Source organism: Bacillus sp. PS217, assembly GCF_037963535.1.
GTDB classification, from domain to species: domain Bacteria; phylum Bacillota; class Bacilli; order Bacillales; family Bacillaceae; genus Bacillus; species Bacillus subtilis.
Genome location: NZ_CP150157.1, coordinates 4,033,927 through 4,052,124 on the forward strand (window position 1 = coordinate 4,033,927; position 18,198 = coordinate 4,052,124).

The window sequence follows — 18,198 nt, forward strand, 5'->3', positions numbered from 1 at the left end:
CTCTAATACTGCTTCGCAGATTCCAGCTTTTTCTCTTTTGCTTCGTATGCCTTCTGAACGCTTTCTTGTTCAGATACCTCTGCCACCCCGACATGCCACCAGCTGTCATAGCCGTCCGTCATTGTTTTAGGCAGAACCTTCATTTCAATTAATGTTGATACATCCTGTTTCTTCGCATCCTCTAACGCCGCTTTTAATTCTTCTACTGTGTTTGCACGGTAGGTTTTCGCGCCGTATCCCTCAGCGACTTTCGCGTAATCGACATTCAGGATTTGGTTGTCATCTGTGCGGAACTCGCAATAGTAGCTGCCGCTGCCGTGATCCATTTGCAGGTTGTTGATGCATCCGAATCCTGAGTTGTCAAAGAGCAGCACATTGATTTTCTTGTTGTATTGAATCGCCGTGATCAATTCAGAATGAAGCATCAGGAAGCTGCCGTCTCCGACGATTGAATACACTTCTCTGTCAGGGTGGGCCAGTTTAAGACCGAGTGTCCCGGACACTTCATAGCCCATGCAAGAATACCCATACTCCAGGTGATACGTATTCGGAACATTAGAATGCCACAGACGCTGCAAATCTCCTGGGAGTGAGCCTGCTGAACAGATGATGACGCTGTCTTCAGGAATCGTCTCGTTGATTGTCAGCAATGCCGTTGTTTGCGGAAGCTCCGTATTCAACGCGTCAGCATATTCATTCAGGACCTCTTGAGAAAAATGATTTTTGATTTCCGGATCAAATGCTTCCCGCTTAAACGTCACTTTGCTGAGACGCTCGCGTTCAGCTAGCCATTCGTCCTTCAGCTCCCGAATCGTTGTGCCGAACTCGCTCTCATAGCCTTCAAGCAAGCCATGCAGTTTGCCAAGCGTCGCTTTCGCATCCGCTACCACTTGGAATGCATCAAGTTTATACGCCTGCATTCGGCTGACGTTAATGTTCAAAAACTTCGCTTTATCAAAATCAAAAGCGGTCTTAGAGGATGTCGCAAAATCTGTATACCTTGTGCCGATGCCGATAATCAAATCAGCTTGGCGGGCCGCTTTGTTTGCCGCAAGTGTACCTGTGATGCCCATTCCGCCAAGGTTGTTCGCAAAATCTGCCTCAACAGTAGACTTTCCTGCCTGCGTTTCAACTAACGGAATGTTATAGGCTTCAGAAATGGCAACCAATTCATCGCGCGCACCGGAATATTTTGCGCCTCCGCCGACGAGAATCACAGGTTTTTTGCTGGATTTAATCAGCTCCGCCGCACCTTGAAGCTCGCGCTCGCTCGGCTGCATGCGATCAATATAGTGAACCCGTTTGACGAAGAAACTTTCATCAAAATCGTATGCTTCCCCTTCAACATCCTGAGAAATACAAATCGTTGCCGGACCTGCTTTTGCCGGATCAGTCATGACTTCAAACGCGCGCAGCAAACTGCTCATCAGCTGCTCAGGGCGCGTAATGCGGTCCCAGTATCTCGATACAGGTTTCAATGCATCGTTTGTCGTAATCGCCGCACTGTATTCTTGCTCCATTTGCTGCAGTACAGGGTCTGGCTGTCTTGTCGCAAATGTGTCTGCCGGAATCAAGAGAACTGGGATATTGTTTGCCAATGCAGTGCCGGCTGCCGCCACCAAGTTAGCCGCTCCCGGTCCGACGGATGTAGACACCGCATATATTTTTCTTCTCAGCATTTGCTTGCTGTACGCCATGGCCGCATGCGCCATTCCTTGTTCATTTTTCCCTTGATAGACTTTCAAATGGCCTGCATCCTGCTCAAGCGCTTGCCCGATCCCTAATACGTTTCCATGGCCGAAAATTGTGAAAATCCCTTCGACAAAAGGCTCTTCCTTTCCATCAACATGGATGTACTGCTGGTTTAAGAATTTAATCAGCGCCTGTGCTGTTGTTAAGCGAATTTTCTTGCCCACAAACGATCCCACCTTTACTCGATCTTTTTCAATTATGACTGTGCTTCAATAAGCTGTACGATTTCTTCCGCAGTCGGCATCGCTTCTGACGAACTATGCTTGCTCACCACAATGGAAGCTGAAGCACTGCCGTATTTCAATGCCGTTTCAATGTCTTTTCCGCTGACAAGGCCATAGATAAAGGCTGACGCATAGGAGTCACCAGCTCCAAAAGTTTTCAGCACTTTTGTCTTGTACGCTTGGGCGCGGAATACCTCGCCGGATTTGCTGTATGCGTAAGAGCCTTCGACGCCGTGTTTGATGACAACGAGGTCGGCTGAATGGCCAAATAAATGATTGACGGATTCTTCATTGCTTCCGCCTGTGCGGTTTTCCATCACATCAAATTCATCGCGTGTGCCGATGACGATATCAGACTGCTCGGCAACCAAAGAATAATAAACGGCTGTTTCATCTGATGACTGCCACGTATACGGGCGGTAATCCAGTTCGAACACCACTTTAACCTGATGCTTCTTCGCGTATTGAACAGCTTTTAATACCGCTTCCCGTGACGGGCTTTTGGCGAGCGCTGTCCCGGAAACAAGCAGCATTTTCGCATTTGCGATATAGTCCTCGCTTACCTCTGAAGGCTCAAGATAAAGATCCGCCACATCATCGCGATACATTAAAATGCTGCATTCTTCAGGGCTGAGGATTTCTGTAAATGCAAGGCCTGCTTTGTGTCCATCTTGATCAACAACCATCTGTGTTGTATCAACGCCGGTCTTTCTCATATAGGACTCTATGAATCTTCCATGCTGGTCATCCGGAATTTTGCCGATGAAGCCCGCTTTTAAGCCAAGCTTCGCGCTGCCGATCGCGATATTCGCAGGTGAACCGCCGACGTATTTGGAAAATGTCATCGTCTCTTCCATTGGGCGGTTGTATTCGACTGCGTTCAGGTCAATACATGCCCGGCCGATGGCAATAATGTCAAAAGCCTTCTCTTCATTGAATGTATACTTCATCGTAAACAGCCACTCCTCACTTGTTAGCGTTCTAAAATCCACTCATGCGCCGGGTCGTTATGAAACTTCCATTTTCGCGTCGGCCCTGCCATGACATTTAAATAGTAGGATGTATATCCGTCCGGAACGCCTACCGGGTGGTATCCCGCAGGAACGATGACAACGTTTTCATTTTCTACAGTCATTGTCTCGTCAATAGAACGGTCATCTGTGTATACGCGCTGAAACACAAAGCCCTGTCCCGGGTCTAACTCATGGTAGTACGTTTCTTCTAAGAAAGATTCTTCCGGCAAGTTGTCTTGGTCATGTTTGTGAGGCGGGTAGCTGGACCAGTTGCCGCTGTCTGTATAGACTTCAACTACTAATAGACTGTTAGCTGAAGGGTCTGAATCCGGAAGAATGTTATGAACAGTACGTTTGTTTGAAAATTGCCCGCGATGCTCAATTCCGTTGTCTTCCGCTTTGATCAGCTTTGTCGGAAGCTGCTTTTCCGATGGAGAATAGCAAAGCGCCACTCTTGCGTTGCTGACCGCTGTGATCTCAAATGCACGGTCATTTGATATATAGACGCTGTCTGTCGGTTTTCGTTCAAATACGCTTTCACGCGTGCCGATATTCTCAAAAGTCGACTCATGATCTGTCACTGTAATTTTCCCCGTTACCGCCACAATACAAATTTCTTGTTTTTTCAATTCTTCTGTATAGCTTGAACCTGGAGCAAGATCTAACACTTTAAACTCTACATAAGTGAGATCAGAGTTGGATGTCGTTACTTCGTGCACGAGTTTGACCCCATTAGATACCTCATGCGATTGCGGCTTACGCAACAAATAACTCATAGTGAAGCCCTCCTCTTTCTATTGGCAGAATGAGTCCGAACAGCGCACATGGACGCCGTTCGGCTGTTCGTCGTTTAGTTGAAATCAGGTGCCGGATATCTTGCCGTCACCACTTTTTTACGTGTATAGAAGTCGACGCTGTCTTTTCCGTTCGCATGCAGCGTTCCAAAGAATGAAGATTTCCAGCCTGAGAATGGGAAGAACGCCATTGGAGCCGGCACACCAAGGTTGATGCCTAGCATTCCCGCATCAATGTTTTCACGGAAGTAGCGGATTGCGTTTGAGTTGGATGTGAACAAGCAGGCGCCGTTCGCAAACTCAGACTTATTGGCGATTTCAATCGCTTCTTTCAGGTTTTTCACACGAATGACAGATAAGACCGGAGCGAAAATTTCATCTTTCCAGATCGTCATCTCTGTTGTGACATTGTCAAAGATCGTCGGGCCGACAAAGTAGCCGTCGTCAGACACATTTTCACGTCCGTCACATACGAGTCTGGCACCCTCTTCAAGACCTTTTTCGATATAGCTGAGCGTGCGCTTCTTGTTGTCTTCGCGAATCACCGGTCCTAAGAACACGCCGTCATCAAGGCCGTTACCGATTTTAATGTCCGCCACTTTTTCCTGCAGCTTCGCCATAAATTCATCGGCGATTCCTTCTTCAACCGTCACAACCGCACAAGCCATGCAGCGTTCACCGGCAGAACCGAAGGCAGCTCCGACGATGTTTGTGACCGTGTCTTCAAGATTCGCATCGTTCAAGACAATCGTATGGTTTTTCGCACCAGTCAGAGATTGAACGCGTTTTAAGTTTTCGCTTCCTTTTTTGTAGACGTATTCGCCGACTGGCTTGGAGCCTACAAATGAAATCGCTTTAATTTCGGGATGCTCGAGGATGCCGTTCACAACGTCATGCGCACCGTATACGACGTTGAATACCCCTTTCGGAAGGCCCGCTTTTTCAAAAAGCTCAACCAATTTCTCTGTTAATAGCGGAGTCCGCTCAGACGGCTTTAAAATAAATGTGTTGCCGAGCGCGATCGCCATCGGGAACATCCAGCAAGGAACCATCATCGGGAAGTTGAATGGCGCGATTCCGCCGACAACTCCGATTGGGTAACGGTAGTTCGCCGCTTCAACGTCCGTTGCGATGGAGGCAAGCGAGTCTCCCATCATCAGGGAAGGTGCTCCAGCGGCGAACTCTACGTTTTCAATCCCGCGTCCCACTTCACCTAAAGCTTCTTTTGTGTTTTTTCCGTTTTCAATGGTAATCAGATGAGCCAGTTCTTCTTTATGCTGGGACAGCAGTTGCTGGAAGTTAAATAGAATTCTGGCACGGCGCGGAACCGCCACCTTCGACCATGTTTTAAATGCTTCAGCCGCTGTTTGCGCTGCGTAATCAATATCTTCTTTTGTAGAAATCGGCACTTGGCATAGCACTTCTTTCGTCGCCGGATTGACGACATCTTCATATTGATCTGTTTTGCTTTCAACCCATTCACCGTTGATATAGTTTTTTAATTTTCTGATTTCTTCCATTCTTATTGCCTCCTTCATTAGTAAACACATACACTTGTATGGATGGTTCAGGATAGATTCATATCAATATCCACTTTTCAGTAAGCCAAGAATTAAACGCTTTCAAAAAAACCAAAAAAATAAATGGCGGATGCATATTTACATACAAGCAACCATTTCATGCACAACAGGTTACTTTTTGGTCATTTCTTGGTTATATTCTAATCGTATAATACCCATAAGTCAATCATAAACACTACATTTTTTCATTATTTTTATTATATTAATCTTTTAATCAAGTAAGAGAGGTAAGAGAAGCCCGCCGAATCTTGCAAAAGATATACACCGATGTTATCATTTTTTAAGCAACTATTGATTAACTTTTGGTTTTTATTATATATTTATGTTACGTAAAGATTCAAGAAGGAGTTTTTAATATGAAACTGATGCGGATTCAGGAAATGGAGGAGTACATTTTATCGCATGGCACTGTTTCCTTAGATGAGCTATGCCAGGTGTTCAATGTCTCCAAAAACACAGTCAGACGTGATATCAACAAGCTAACAGAAAAGGGTGCGATTGAAAAAGTATACGGCGGCGTAACATCTATTGAAAAAACCGCATTAGTTCCTTTTGAAAATCGCACCATTCAGCACCAGGATGAAAAAACAAAAATCGCCCATTATGCTTCCCGATTTATTGAAGATCACGATTTGGTCTTCATTGATTCAGGAACGACGACAAAGTCTATTCTTGATACGCTTGATCCAGCCAAAAATGTCACCATCTTAACCAACAGTTTAGACATTATCAATGCGGCGTCAGCTTTGAAGAATATCAACTTAATCATTATCGGAAACAACTATAAGAGAAAAACCCGCTCCTTTGTCGGCATGGACGACCCGGCTATGCTTGATAAGTACAATATCAACAAAGCCTTTATGTCCGCTACCGGAACGACGCTGACACACGGATTGACCAATTCGGATCTGCTGGAGTATGAAATTAAAAAGAGGATTTCAGAAAAAGCAAAAGAAGTGTATCTATTGGCTGACCATTCTAAATTCGGAAAATCAACGCTTCTGACGTATGCACCGTTTGACAGGCTGCATTGCATTGTAACCTCTCAGCCATTAGACGACGAGTACACGCAGTACTGCAATGAGCATCAGATCGGCATTCATCTAGCCTAACGTTTACAATAGTGTTGAGAGTCTATCATCCATTTTATTCTAGGAGGCAGATCATGAAAAAAGCGAAGCTCGGAAAATCAGACTTGCAGGTATTCCCTATCGGATTAGGAACAAATGCTGTCGGAGGACATAACCTCTACCCGAACCTAAATGAAGAAACCGGAAAAGAATTGGTGCGCGAGGCGATCCGTAATGGCGTGACAATGTTAGACACCGCTTATATTTACGGGATCGGCCGTTCCGAAGAATTAATTGGTGAAGTGCTGCGTGAATTCAACCGTGAAGATGTTGTCATCGCGACAAAAGCCGCTCACAGAAAACAAGGCAATGACTTTGTCTTTGATAATTCACCAGAATTTCTTAAAAAATCAGTTGATGAAAGCCTGAAGCGCTTGAATACCGATTATATCGATTTGTTCTACATTCACTTCCCTGACGAACATACGCCTAAGGATGAAGCCGTTAACGCGCTGAATGAGATGAAGAAAGCCGGAAAAATCCGCTCCATCGGTGTATCCAACTTCTCTTTAGAGCAATTGAAAGAAGCAAACAAAGACGGTTTGGTAGATGTATTGCAAGGCGAATACAACCTGTTAAACCGTGAAGCGGAAAAAACATTCTTCCCGTATACGAAGGAGCATAATATTTCATTTATCCCTTACTTCCCGCTCGTATCAGGTTTATTGGCAGGAAAGTATACAGAAGATACAACGTTCCCAGAAGGCGACCTGCGAAACGAACAGGAACACTTCAAGGGCGAGCGTTTCAAAGAAAATATCAGAAAGGTCAACAAGCTTGCGCCGATTGCCGAAAAACACAACGTGGATATCCCTCACATCGTATTGGCCTGGTATTTAGCAAGACCGGAAATTGATATTTTAATCCCGGGAGCAAAACGTGCCGATCAGCTGATTGATAACATCAAAACAGCCGACGTGACGCTTTCTCAAGAGGATATTTCATTTATTGATAAGCTGTTCGCATAAGAAGAAAGCAGCCTTCTCCATTGGAGAAGGCTGTTTTTTTGTGCGATAAATTCCTAAATAACTGATTTTGAAGCAAAACCTTACAAAATGAGCCATAAATCCGATAAAATAAAGGTAGTTTATCTCAGAAAGAAAGTGATTGAGAAAGCAAAAGTATGAAACGTTCATATCATCTAGCTCATATGAAATAAAGCTGACCCAGCTTCTTTTATTTGCTGGTCAGAATAGCGGACCTTTTCGGCGGTCTATGGAGGAAACAGAATGAAACTTAAATATGTAAAAGCCTTAGTTGCAGTAACCGTTGCTTTAGGTGTACTGCTACCATCAACGATTTCTCATGCAAAGAGCTTCAGCGGCCGCTCATCATCTAGTTACAGCAGCCGAAGTTCAAGCTCGTCATACAGCGGAAGCTATAAATCAAGCCCGAAATCAAGCTACAGCTCAGGATCAAGCTCTTCTAGCAAAAAATCCAAGACGTCTGACGATTCATCATCATCGATTTCGCTTAAAAAGAAGCCTTCAGAAAAGGCAAGCTCCTCAAGCTCTAAAAAATCGTCAGGCACCTTTTCCGGCGCTACATCAAAAGTAACCGGAAAGACATACAGCGGAAAAACGTCTAAAGCCTATGTTGGCGGACGATATGTTTCAGTCAATCATTACTATCACGCAGGTTTCGCGCCATCAGGATGGTTTGGATATTATAGCGGATTTACAATGGGTATGTTCATGATCAGCATGATGCACCCGTGGGGTTACACCTATCATCCAGCCGGAGGCCCCGGCTATGTTTCTTATGGCGCTTCACCCATTGCCTGGATCGTGGATATCATCGCTTTGATCATTATTTTAATCATTGTCATCGCATTGATTCGCGCATTTAAAGCACCGAAGACGTACAGAAGGAGATTTTAGGCGATGAGATTAATATTAAATGAGCAAGAAATTGTAGACGGAATTTGCGTGTATATTTCCAATGAAGAAGATATCTACCCTGAAGACGTTGAAGTAAAGGAGCTATCTTATAACAAGCGTACAGGGTTCTTCGCTGAAGCTACATTTGGCCTGCACCACAAGCAGCTTATGTCAGATGACATTTCAGAAGGCATTATTCAGTTCTTAGAGGAATACCACAACTTCAATCCGGACGTTACCGTCGTTGAATTGCAATTTGATAAGAAAAAAGGCTTCTCCGCCTTGGTTTTCGTCAACGAAGCATAAGAATAAAAATGTCTTAATCAAAACCTTACTCCGCGCGGGTAAGGTTTTTTTAATGGTTTCTCTGAGCATAAAGTTATTTCGTTTTTCCTAAACTCAGCGGATCTGTGATCATCTCTTTTGGCTTTAACGTTTCCGTTTGTTCAAAACAAATGTTTCAAATGAGATAGGAAATGGGTACTAATCTATTAACTTTGTTATACATTTTAGATACTCATTGGCTCAACAACTGAGGAGGAGACATTTGTGAAGAAAGACACAAGGAAATATATGATCTACTTTTTCGGCGCTTTAGGGGGACTGCTATATGGTTACGATACAGGTGTTATCTCCGGAGCACTCCTGTTTATCAATAACGATATTCCTTTAACGACATTGACAGAAGGATTGGTTGTCAGCATGCTGCTCCTTGGCGCGATTTTCGGTTCTGCCTTGAGCGGCACATGCTCAGACCGCTGGGGCAGGAGAAAGGTTGTATTTGTCCTTTCCATCATTTTTATTATCGGCGCGCTCGCTTGCGCATTTTCTCAAACAATCGGCATGCTGATTGCATCTAGGGTGATACTCGGGTTGGCCGTCGGCGGTTCAACGGCACTTGTGCCCGTGTATCTTTCCGAAATGGCACCGACGAAAATTCGCGGGACACTCGGCACAATGAACAACTTAATGATTGTCACCGGGATTTTGCTCGCCTATATCGTTAACTACCTGTTCACACCGTTTGAAGCGTGGCGCTGGATGGTCGGTCTGGCCGCAGTGCCTGCCGTGCTTTTATTAATCGGCATCGCGTTCATGCCAGAATCGCCAAGATGGCTCGTGAAGCGCGGCCGTGAAGAAGAAGCGAGACGAATCATGAACATCACTCATGATCCAAAAGACATCGAAATGGAATTGGCAGAGATGAAGCAAGGAGAAGCAGAGAAAAAAGAAACGACACTCAGCGTCCTAAAAGCCAAGTGGATTCGCCCTATGCTTCTGATTGGCGTCGGCCTTGCCATTTTCCAGCAGGCGGTCGGCATTAACACGGTCATCTACTACGCGCCAACCATTTTTACGAAGGCCGGTCTTGGCCCATCAGCTTCGGCGCTCGGCACAATGGGAATCGGCATCCTCAACGTCATCATGTGTATCACTGCCATGATCTTAATTGACCGTGTCGGCCGCAAAAAACTTCTGATCTGGGGAAGTGTCGGCATCACACTGAGCCTTGCTGCTTTATCAGGCGTGCTCCTGACACTGGGGCTTTCCGCATCTACAGCGTGGATGACAGTAGTCTTTCTAGGTGTCTATATCGTCTTTTACCAGGCGACATGGGGTCCGGTAGTGTGGGTGCTCATGCCTGAGCTCTTCCCGTCCAAAGCACGCGGAGCCGCGACAGGGTTCACGACTTTGGTGTTATCGGCGGCTAACCTGATCGTGTCGCTTGTCTTTCCGCTGATGCTAAGCGCGATGGGCATCGCATGGGTCTTTATGGTTTTCTCATTCATTTGTCTTCTCTCATTTTTCTTCGCGTTCTACATGGTACCCGAAACCAAAGGGAAAAGCTTGGAGGAAATTGAAGCAAGCCTGAAAAAACGGTTTAAAAAGAAGAAAAGCACCCAAAACCAAGTGCTGAATGAGCGTACATTATAAAAAAAGGAATCGTCTCCTTATGGGACGATTCCTTTTTCTGTTTACACCATGACCTTGCAAATATTGTTCGTAAATTCCACAGGGTCCTGAATCGGCAGGCCTTCGATGAGAAGCGCCTGATTGTACAGAAGGTTTGTGTACAGGCTCAGCTTCTCTTTATCTTGTTCAAACGCGTCCTGCAGCGTTTGGAATACCTCGTGATTCGGGTTGATTTCCAGCACTTTTTCCGCCTTCACATTTTGGCTGTCAGGCATCGCGTTTAAGATTTTTTCCATCTCAATTGTCACTTCGCCGTCAGCAGCAAGGCAGACTGGATGTGATTTAAGCCGTTTTGAGATTCTGACGTTTTTCACTTTGTCTGACAGAATGTTTTTCATTTCCTCAAACAGATCCTTATACTTGCTTTCCTCTTCCTCGGACTGCTTTTGATCCTCATCCGTGTCTATGCCAAGGTCTCCGCTTGATACGGACTTGAATTCTTTTTCCTGATAAGAAGCCAGCATTTTAATTGCAAACTCATCGATGTCCTCAGTAAAGTAGAGGATTTCATAGCCTTTGTCCGCCACCATTTCCGTTTGCGGCAGTTTCTCAATGCGGTCGTAAGAATCACCGGTCGCGTAATAAATGAATTTCTGCTCCTCTGGCATTCTGGAAACATACTCGTCTAAGCTGACCAGTTTTTTCTCTTTTGAAGAGTAGAATAATAGGAGATCCTTCAATTGATCCTTATTCGCGCCAAAATCATTGTACACGCCGAATTTCAGCTGTCTGCCGAACGACTTGTAGAACGTCTCGTATTTCTCGCGGTCTTTTTTCAACAGGCTTTGCAGCTCGCTTTTGATTTTCTTGCTGATGTTTTTCGCGATCAGCTTCAGCTGGCGGTCATGCTGCAGCATTTCTCTGGAAATATTCAGCGATAGATCCTCAGAATCGACCATGCCCTTCACAAAGCTGAAGTGGTCCGGTAGCAGGTCTGCGCACTTATTCATGATCAGCACGCCATTGGAATACAGCTCCAAGCCTTTCTCATATTCCTTGGAATAGTAGTCGAACGGCATGTTTTCAGGGACGAATAGAATTGCGTTGTAGCGAACGGCTCCATCCACACTGATATGAACGTGTGTGAGCGGTTTATCAAACCCATAATGCTTTTCAGCATAGAATTTTTCATAATCCTCATCTGTCAGCTCGCTTTTGTTTTTTCTCCAGATCGGCACCATGCTGTTGACCGTCTGCTCTTCCTGCACCTCTTCAAATTCATTTTCGCTGCCTTCCTTCGGCTTATTAATGGTTGTATCCATTTTGATCGGGTAGCGAATGAAGTCGGAGTACTTCTTGATGATCGCTTTTAAACGATATTCCTCTAAAAACTCGTCATAGCTGTCATCTTCTGTGTTCTCTTTGATTTTCAGGATAATGTCTGTACCGACAGAATCCTTTTCACACGGCTCAATCGTATAGCCGTCTGCACCCGCAGACTCCCATTTATAAGCCTCTTCGCTGCCAAGCGCTTTACTGATGACTGTCACGACATCGGCAACCATAAATGCCGCGTAAAAACCGACACCGAACTGCCCGATAATGTCATGTCCGTCTTTCAGCTCGTTTTCCTTTTTAAACGCGAGGGAACCGCTTTTTGCAATTGTTCCAAGATGCTGTTCAAGCTCATCCTTTGTCATTCCGATCCCCGTATCAGAGATGGTTAATGTTCTCGCATCTTTGTCAGCTGCGACCTTTATGTAGTAACTGTCTTTATCAAACGTAAGCGCATCGTCCGTAAGCGCTTTGTAATAGATTTTGTCAATCGCATCACTCGAATTGGAGATTAACTCGCGCAGGAAAATTTCTTTTTGGGTATAAATGGAGTTAATCATCATATCCAACAAGCGTTTAGACTCTGCTTTAAACTCTTTTTTCGCCACTCTTGATCGCTCCTTTACCATTATGTAAACCCTTTTCAGCATCTATTTATCACATAAGATGACAATTGTCAATTAGATTGATAGATGCATATATATGTAAATTTAACATTAGTTGGATTTGTTTTCACTCTTTTTCTCACTCATTCTCATAAAAAAGAGAGGCTTCATCATCCTCTCTTTTTTTCTGTGTCATTCCAGCGGCCAAACTCCCGCTTCATCCATATATGCACCGGGTAGAAAAACAAACCGAACGGTATCAAAAACAAAAGATTATGCCATGAAGCATTCAGAAATGCGCTTGCAGTCACCGGAAACGTAATCTCTTGCAATAAAAAAGAGATGACAGTCAGCACAACAAATGCAGATGGAATGGTAATGAAGCAATAAAACTTGAGCTCCTTCTTATGCTGTACCTTCAAACATACAAACCTCCCAACAATTTCTAATTCATCTTAACATATGCTGGCCTTTCTTTTCTCGCATGTTTATCACTGCACATAGCGGGAAGACAAATAGAAAAAGGAGGTCTCGTATCATGGGAAGACTTGAAAACAAAACAGCAGTGATCACAGGCGCCGCGACAGGCATTGGGCAAGCGACGGCAGAAGTTTTTGCCAATGAAGGCGCGCGTGTGATCATCGGAGATATCAATAAAGATCAAATGGAAGAAACAGTTGACGCAATCAGAAAAAACGGAGGACAGGCCGAATCCTTTCACCTCGATGTGTCAGATGAAAACAGTGTGAAAGCATTTGCTGATCAAATCAAGGATGCATGCGGAACGATTGATATTCTGTTTAATAATGCCGGCGTTGATCAGGAAGGCGGAAAGGTGCACGAATATCCGGTTGACCTGTTTGACCGCATTATCGCTGTCGACCTGCGCGGCACATTCCTTTGCAGCAAATATCTGATTCCGCTCATGCTCGAAAAAGGAGGCTCCATCATCAATACCTCCTCCATGTCAGGCCGTGCCGCGGACCTTGACCGCTCCGGCTACAACGCCGCAAAAGGCGGCATCACCAACCTGACAAAGGCAATGGCAATCGACTACGCACGAAACGGCATCCGCGTCAATTCCATTTCACCGGGTACGATCGAAACCCCGCTGATTGACAAATTAGCAGGCACCACAGAACAGGAAATGGGTGAAAAGTTCCGCGAAGCCAACAAATGGATCACGCCGCTCGGCCGCCTCGGCCAGCCGAAGGAAATGGCGACAGTGGCGCTGTTTCTCGCGTCAGACGACAGCTCATACGTCACAGGAGAGGACATCACCGCAGACGGCGGCATCATGGCATACACATGGCCAGGGAAAATGCTGATTGATGAGAAATGGAAGAAAGAAACGAAATAAGAGAGGGGATGTCCCTCTCTTATTGTCTTTCAAAGCAATACAACCTTATACTTTTTCACATCCAAAAACTGCAAAAATTCCCTGGCCAGCACTTCAGGCGGATGCGACTTTCCTTCATCCAGCCGATACAAAAGCAACCCGATAATCATTGCGGATACATAATGGGCATAAAGCTTTTTCTCTGCGTGAATATCAGTTTGCTGATGCAGATAAAACGATTCCAGCGCTTTGAACATATCAGGTATCACATGAGGAACACCCCATTCCCGATTGAGAAAATGGACAATGGGCATATTTGACAAAGCAGAAAGCAGACTGGCGAGCGCCTTCTCCGCTTCCTTTAAGGAAAATTCATTCGGGCTGGAGGCAATCGTCAGGTGATCAATGATCTCCGCACATGATCGCTGTATCATGGTTTGGAGCAATTCCTCTTTATTGGCATAGTGATCATAAAAGGTTGCGCGGCGGATATTGCTTTTTCGGGTAATATCCGAAATCGTGATGGCTGCGTAGTCTTTTTTCTCCGCCAGCACGTCCAGAAATGCCTTCTGGAGCGCCTCTCTCGTTCGAACCACACGCCTGTCGATTTGCTTGTCCTTCTCTCGCTCTCCTGGCACAGCTTGTCCAAACAGCCAATAAAATCTCTTTTGAGAAACAAGCTCCCATACCTTTTGGCTGATAGCTTCCGGAGTCGCGGCCGCATCCTCATTCAGCCAATACAGGATAATCGCGTACGTGTACAAGGCCCGGTAATGTCCGTAAATTTCCCGTTCGATCGGCGTCAAATTCACATGGACCGGAGTCAGCAGAACATCCTGCTGAAACACATCCTTAAAAAAACGATGGAAATGCCCTCTGTTCATCATCACAGAAAAAAAGGATCGATGCTCATGAACAAAGGACAGCGTCGGATGCACCGTTTGCCGTTTTTTGTTCAAATGGAGGGTATCCATATGACTGAAGGCATCAAAAAGCGCTTTGCCCAGTCCTTCCTTCATATCTTCGATCACATCCTCAATGATTGAAAACTTATCCTCATAATAAAGGTAGAGCGATCCGCGGCTCACTTTGGCCTTCTCAGCGATTTCTTTCATTGTGATGTGTTGAATATCTCTTTCTTTCAATAAAGCCAGCAGCGCCTCTTTCACTTGAGCTTCGGCAGATTCCGGCACAAAAGACACCTCCAATCATTAGACAGATCTTCGATATATGTACGGTAACGTATAGATGGTTCACCGTTGTCTTTCTTACAGAAAAGGTACCACCTTATAATAGGTCCGAGAAAAGAAGAAAGCAAATGAGGGGGATTTTACAATGGAACAGCAAGTAAAGGACGACATCCAGCGTGTCTTTCAGCTTCAGAAAAAACAGCAAAAAGCCTTGCGCGCTTCAACAGCGGAACAGCGGAGAGAAAAGCTTCAGCGCTTTTTAGATTCCGTCATCGCCCATGAAGAAGAAATCATCGAAGCGATCCGCAAAGACGTCCGCAAACCATATCACGAAGTCAAAAAAGCGGAAATCGAAGGAACAAAAAAAGCGATTAGAGATAATATGAATAACCTGGAACAATGGATGGCGCCTAAAGAAGTCGGTTCATCGTTAAGCCCTGACGCAAACGGAATTCTTATGTACGAGCCTAAAGGCGTCACACTCATCCTCGGCCCGTGGAACTATCCGTTTATGCTGACGATGGCGCCGCTTGCCGCTTCTCTCGCAGCCGGAAACAGCGCGATTGTGAAGCTGTCCGATTTCACGATGAACACGAGCAACATTGCCGCTAAAGTGATAAGAGACGCTTTTGATGAAAAAGAAGTCGCGATTTTTGAAGGAGAGGTTGAGGTGGCAACCGAACTACTTGATCAGCCGTTCGACCATATTTTCTTCACTGGAAGCACAAATGTCGGGAAAATCGTCATGACAGCGGCTGCCAAACACTTGGCATCTGTCACACTTGAGCTTGGCGGCAAGAGCCCGACGATTATTGACAGTGAATACGATCTGATGGACGCAGCGAAAAAGATCGCCGTCGGGAAATTCGTAAACGCCGGCCAAACCTGCATCGCACCTGATTACCTGTTCATTAAAAAAGACGTTCAGGACAGGTTCGCGGGGATTTTACAAACAGTCGTCAACGCTGGATTTATGGAGGATGATCATACCCCAGACCGCAGCAAATTTACGCAGATCGTCAATGACCGCAACTTCAACCGCGTCAAAGATCTGTTCGACGATGCCATCGAAAAAGGGGCGGAAGTGGTGTTCGGCGGCGTATTTGATGCCAGCGACCGCACGATCTCGCCAACCGTTTTGAAAAACGTCACGCCTGATATGAAAATCATGCAGGAGGAAATCTTCGCACCGATTCTGCCAATGATGAACTATGAAGACATCGACGAGGTCATCGATTACGTAAATGACCGCGATAAACCGCTTGCACTTTATGTGTTCAGCAAAAACCAAGACCTGATTGACAACGTCCTTCAGCACACGACATCAGGAAATGCGGCCATCAATGATGTCGTCGTCCATTTCAGTGACGTCAACCTGCCATTCGGCGGCGTCAACACAAGCGGAATCGGCTCCTATCATGGGGTATACGGATTCAAAGAGTTTTCTCATGAGAAGGGTGTATTTATTCAAGCCTCTAAATAATCATAATGAAGAGAATCTGCATCATCTTGCAGGTTCTTTTTTTATCTTTATATCACCTAAATAAAGAGATTAAAAGTGATAAAATACAATTTTCAAACGAGACAAAATTCCTCTAGTCTATCTCATTGAAACCCTGCAGCCCCTAACGTATAATACCCAGAAAACTTTAAAGGAGTAAAATGATACATGGAAAAACCAGCAGGATTTTGGATTCGGGCAGCCGCCTCGATTATTGATGTATTTATTATAGCTATATTCTCTTTCATTATGATTTTCATTAACACCTTCATTGTGTTGCCACTCATTGATGCAGCAGGTACACACATGTCAGAAGCCCAATATGAGTTTTTCATGTTGATCATTGGCACAATCCCTGTTTTGGCCATCATATTTATTTTCGCTATTCTTTACTATAGCTTGCTGACTTCCTCAAACATGCAAGCAACATTGGGAAAAAACTCATGGGCATCATCGTTGTCAATCAGTATGGCGAGCGTATTTCTTTTTGGCACAGCTTCGGCCGTTTCTTCGCTTACACATTATCTAAGATCTTATATATCGGTTTTATCATGGCGGCCTTTCCCTCTAAACTGGCATTACATGATTATATTTGCGGGACAAAGGTTGTCTATAAAAATAAATATCTTGATTGATCAAAAAAACAGGCTGCCGAGTTAACCTCGCCAGCCTGTTTTACTATTTCCCAAAAGCCATCAGCTTCGTATAACTTCCAATATAAAGCGTTCCGTCCTCAGCGAGCTGAGGAGAAGACACGACGTTGCTGTCGGTTTGATAGCTCCATAATTCATTGCCGTTTGCGTCTGCCGCATAAACCTTCATATCATCTGACCCGAAATACACCGTTCCCTTCGCGTCAATCAGCGGCGCCGTTCTGACAGGACCGTCTGTATAGAATGACCAGTTCATATCCCCGTTTTTGCTGATGGAAAACAGCTCGCCGCTTCCTGAGCCGATGTAGATATTGCCATTATGATCAATCGCAGGAGATGAGCTGGAGAACCCGTTTAACGGGAATGTCCATTTCAAACTGCCTGTTGATGTATAGGCATACAGCTGTCCATCTTGGTTGCCGGCATAAATGTTTCCGTCCTTATCAATCACCGGATATCCTTTAAACGCATTTGACGTCGTTCTGGACCATTTCACCTGTCCGGTTCCGGAGTTGATCGCATAAAACACGTAATTATATGTGCCGACATACACGGTGCCGTTTTTGGCAAGCACCGGCACAGAGCTGACGACACCATTTGTTTTCAACTTCCAGCGCTCTGTCCAGGTTGATTTTGACGTCGGTTTGATCGCGTGAACATAATTATCAAGTGTTGAGAAATACAACGTCCCGTCTGAACCGATCACCGTTTCAGAGCTTGGCCCGCCGCTTAACGGAACCGTTGTTAAAATTTCTCCCGTTTCTTTGTCAATAAAATAAATCTTTTTGTCATAGGATGCCAAATAGATAACGCCGTTGGTCCCAAGTACAGGAGATTGCGTATATGTTTTTCCAAGATTGCCAGTCACCCATTTGACTGAGCCGTCTGGATTAAAGGCTTTCATTTCCCCGTCTCTGGAATGAAGATATACTGTGCCGTCTCCGTCAATCACAGCCCCCGCTCCATTTTGCGGAGTCGTTCTGATGTCGTTTTGCCATTTCAGCGTCCCGTCTGTATTTCCGGCGAACCGGCTTTCGCGTGACCAGTTAAACATGGCAGGCGCCATCGCTTGTACATCATATCTTCCTGGCAAAAAGCCAGATGCTCCATTATTTTGAGAAAACACCGTTTCCGCCGCATAAGCAGCTGTCGACTGAAGCACTTTGGCAGCGGGCACATCAGAAACAGCGCCGGCCGAAACAGCCGCCGCCACCGCAGCTCCCGCAATCAAAGCTTTCATACGAAATGACTTGACCATCATTGAGACCCCCATTATATGTAACTTCTA

Annotated in this window: 15 protein-coding genes and 1 pseudogene; 8 read left to right on the top strand and 8 right to left on the bottom strand. The window is 45.2% G+C overall.

Annotated elements, in window-relative coordinates:
• Positions 1–2 precede the first annotated feature (2 nt).
• The 4 genes from iolD to iolA all read right to left on the bottom strand — a co-directional run bounded on the left by iolD (position 3) and on the right by iolA (position 5,303).
• Positions 3–1,916, bottom strand: coding sequence for a 3D-(3,5/4)-trihydroxycyclohexane-1,2-dione acylhydrolase (decyclizing) (gene iolD, locus NSQ83_RS20845; protein ID WP_088467465.1), 1,914 nt, complete (start codon positions 1,914–1,916; stop codon positions 3–5).
• Between the two features lie 32 nt (positions 1,917–1,948).
• The gene (gene iolC, locus NSQ83_RS20850; RefSeq protein ID WP_014478485.1) at positions 1,949–2,926 is read right to left on the bottom strand and encodes a 5-dehydro-2-deoxygluconokinase; all 978 of its coding nucleotides are present in this window, start codon (positions 2,924–2,926) and stop codon (positions 1,949–1,951) included.
• A 23-nt stretch (positions 2,927–2,949) separates the two neighbouring features.
• Complete coding sequence (gene iolB / locus NSQ83_RS20855; protein ID WP_038429916.1) at positions 2,950–3,765, bottom strand: 5-deoxy-glucuronate isomerase; 816 nt, start codon at positions 3,763–3,765, stop codon at positions 2,950–2,952.
• Positions 3,766–3,839: 74 nt separating this feature from the next.
• On the bottom strand, positions 3,840–5,303 hold the full coding sequence (gene iolA / locus NSQ83_RS20860) for a methylmalonate-semialdehyde dehydrogenase (RefSeq protein ID WP_088467466.1): 1,464 nt from the start codon (positions 5,301–5,303) through the stop codon (positions 3,840–3,842).
• Positions 5,304–5,719: 416 nt separating this feature from the next.
• On the opposite strand from iolA, the gene iolR reads away from it, so the two are divergent.
• The 5 genes from iolR to NSQ83_RS20885 all read left to right on the top strand — a co-directional run bounded on the left by iolR (position 5,720) and on the right by NSQ83_RS20885 (position 10,308).
• A complete protein-coding gene (iolR, locus tag NSQ83_RS20865; RefSeq protein ID WP_003227050.1) occupies positions 5,720–6,475 on the top strand; it encodes a myo-inositol utilization transcriptional regulator IolR in 756 nt (251 codons plus the stop codon).
• A gap of 53 nt (positions 6,476–6,528) precedes the next feature.
• On the top strand, positions 6,529–7,461 hold the full coding sequence (locus NSQ83_RS20870; protein ID WP_003227049.1) for an aldo/keto reductase: 933 nt from the start codon (positions 6,529–6,531) through the stop codon (positions 7,459–7,461).
• Positions 7,462–7,722: 261 nt separating this feature from the next.
• On the top strand, positions 7,723–8,373 hold the full coding sequence (locus NSQ83_RS20875) for a hypothetical protein (RefSeq protein ID WP_003227047.1): 651 nt from the start codon (positions 7,723–7,725) through the stop codon (positions 8,371–8,373).
• A gap of 3 nt (positions 8,374–8,376) precedes the next feature.
• Positions 8,377–8,679: a YxcD family protein gene (locus tag NSQ83_RS20880; protein ID WP_198878370.1), complete on the top strand. Its 303-nt coding sequence runs from the start codon at positions 8,377–8,379 to the stop codon at positions 8,677–8,679.
• A gap of 243 nt (positions 8,680–8,922) precedes the next feature.
• Positions 8,923–10,308: a sugar porter family MFS transporter gene (locus tag NSQ83_RS20885; protein ID WP_198878369.1), complete on the top strand. Its 1,386-nt coding sequence runs from the start codon at positions 8,923–8,925 to the stop codon at positions 10,306–10,308.
• Positions 10,309–10,349: 41 nt separating this feature from the next.
• On the opposite strand, the gene htpG is transcribed toward NSQ83_RS20885, so the two are convergent.
• Together htpG and NSQ83_RS20895 are read right to left on the bottom strand one after the other, a co-directional pair.
• Entirely contained in the window at positions 10,350–12,230 is a 1,881-nt protein-coding gene (gene htpG / locus NSQ83_RS20890; protein ID WP_003243561.1) for a molecular chaperone HtpG, read from the bottom strand.
• A 167-nt stretch (positions 12,231–12,397) separates the two neighbouring features.
• Entirely contained in the window at positions 12,398–12,649 is a 252-nt protein-coding gene (locus NSQ83_RS20895; protein ID WP_014481429.1) for a hypothetical protein, read from the bottom strand.
• Between the two features lie 116 nt (positions 12,650–12,765).
• On the opposite strand from NSQ83_RS20895, the gene NSQ83_RS20900 reads away from it, so the two are divergent.
• A complete protein-coding gene (locus NSQ83_RS20900; protein ID WP_198878368.1) occupies positions 12,766–13,587 on the top strand; it encodes an SDR family oxidoreductase in 822 nt (273 codons plus the stop codon).
• 29 nt (positions 13,588–13,616) lie between these two features.
• Here the strand turns inward: NSQ83_RS20900 and NSQ83_RS20905 are convergent, their stop codons facing one another.
• On the bottom strand, positions 13,617–14,759 hold the full coding sequence (locus tag NSQ83_RS20905) for a TetR/AcrR family transcriptional regulator (protein ID WP_339238821.1): 1,143 nt from the start codon (positions 14,757–14,759) through the stop codon (positions 13,617–13,619).
• A gap of 142 nt (positions 14,760–14,901) precedes the next feature.
• On the opposite strand from NSQ83_RS20905, the gene NSQ83_RS20910 reads away from it, so the two are divergent.
• Both NSQ83_RS20910 and NSQ83_RS20915 read left to right on the top strand, forming a co-directional pair.
• A complete protein-coding gene (locus tag NSQ83_RS20910) occupies positions 14,902–16,239 on the top strand; it encodes an aldehyde dehydrogenase family protein (protein ID WP_069837885.1) in 1,338 nt (445 codons plus the stop codon).
• 186 nt (positions 16,240–16,425) lie between these two features.
• Positions 16,426–16,892, top strand: a pseudogene (locus NSQ83_RS20915) (RDD family protein).
• A 43-nt stretch (positions 16,893–16,935) separates the two neighbouring features.
• Here NSQ83_RS20915 and NSQ83_RS20920 read toward each other — a convergent pair.
• Complete coding sequence (locus NSQ83_RS20920) at positions 16,936–18,168, bottom strand: PQQ-binding-like beta-propeller repeat protein (RefSeq protein ID WP_017696075.1); 1,233 nt, start codon at positions 18,166–18,168, stop codon at positions 16,936–16,938.
• Positions 18,169–18,198: the final 30 nt, after the last annotated feature.

Bases quoted from the DNA above. Each gene is read 5' to 3' on its own strand.
- iolC (WP_014478485.1), bottom strand. From the start codon at position 2,926: ATGAAGTATACATTCAATGAAGAGAAGGCTTTTGACATTATTGCCATC.
- iolB (WP_038429916.1), bottom strand. From the start codon at position 3,765: ATGAGTTATTTGTTGCGTAAGCCGCAATCGCATGAGGTATCTAATGGG.
- iolA (WP_088467466.1), bottom strand. From the start codon at position 5,303: ATGGAAGAAATCAGAAAATTAAAAAACTATATCAACGGTGAATGGGTT.
- iolR (WP_003227050.1), top strand. From the start codon at position 5,720: ATGAAACTGATGCGGATTCAGGAAATGGAGGAGTACATTTTATCGCAT.
- NSQ83_RS20870 (WP_003227049.1), top strand. From the start codon at position 6,529: ATGAAAAAAGCGAAGCTCGGAAAATCAGACTTGCAGGTATTCCCTATC.
- NSQ83_RS20875 (WP_003227047.1), top strand. From the start codon at position 7,723: ATGAAACTTAAATATGTAAAAGCCTTAGTTGCAGTAACCGTTGCTTTA.
- NSQ83_RS20880 (WP_198878370.1), top strand. From the start codon at position 8,377: ATGAGATTAATATTAAATGAGCAAGAAATTGTAGACGGAATTTGCGTG.
- NSQ83_RS20900 (WP_198878368.1), top strand. From the start codon at position 12,766: ATGGGAAGACTTGAAAACAAAACAGCAGTGATCACAGGCGCCGCGACA.
- NSQ83_RS20910 (WP_069837885.1), top strand. From the start codon at position 14,902: ATGGAACAGCAAGTAAAGGACGACATCCAGCGTGTCTTTCAGCTTCAG.
- NSQ83_RS20920 (WP_017696075.1), bottom strand. From the start codon at position 18,168: ATGGTCAAGTCATTTCGTATGAAAGCTTTGATTGCGGGAGCTGCGGTG.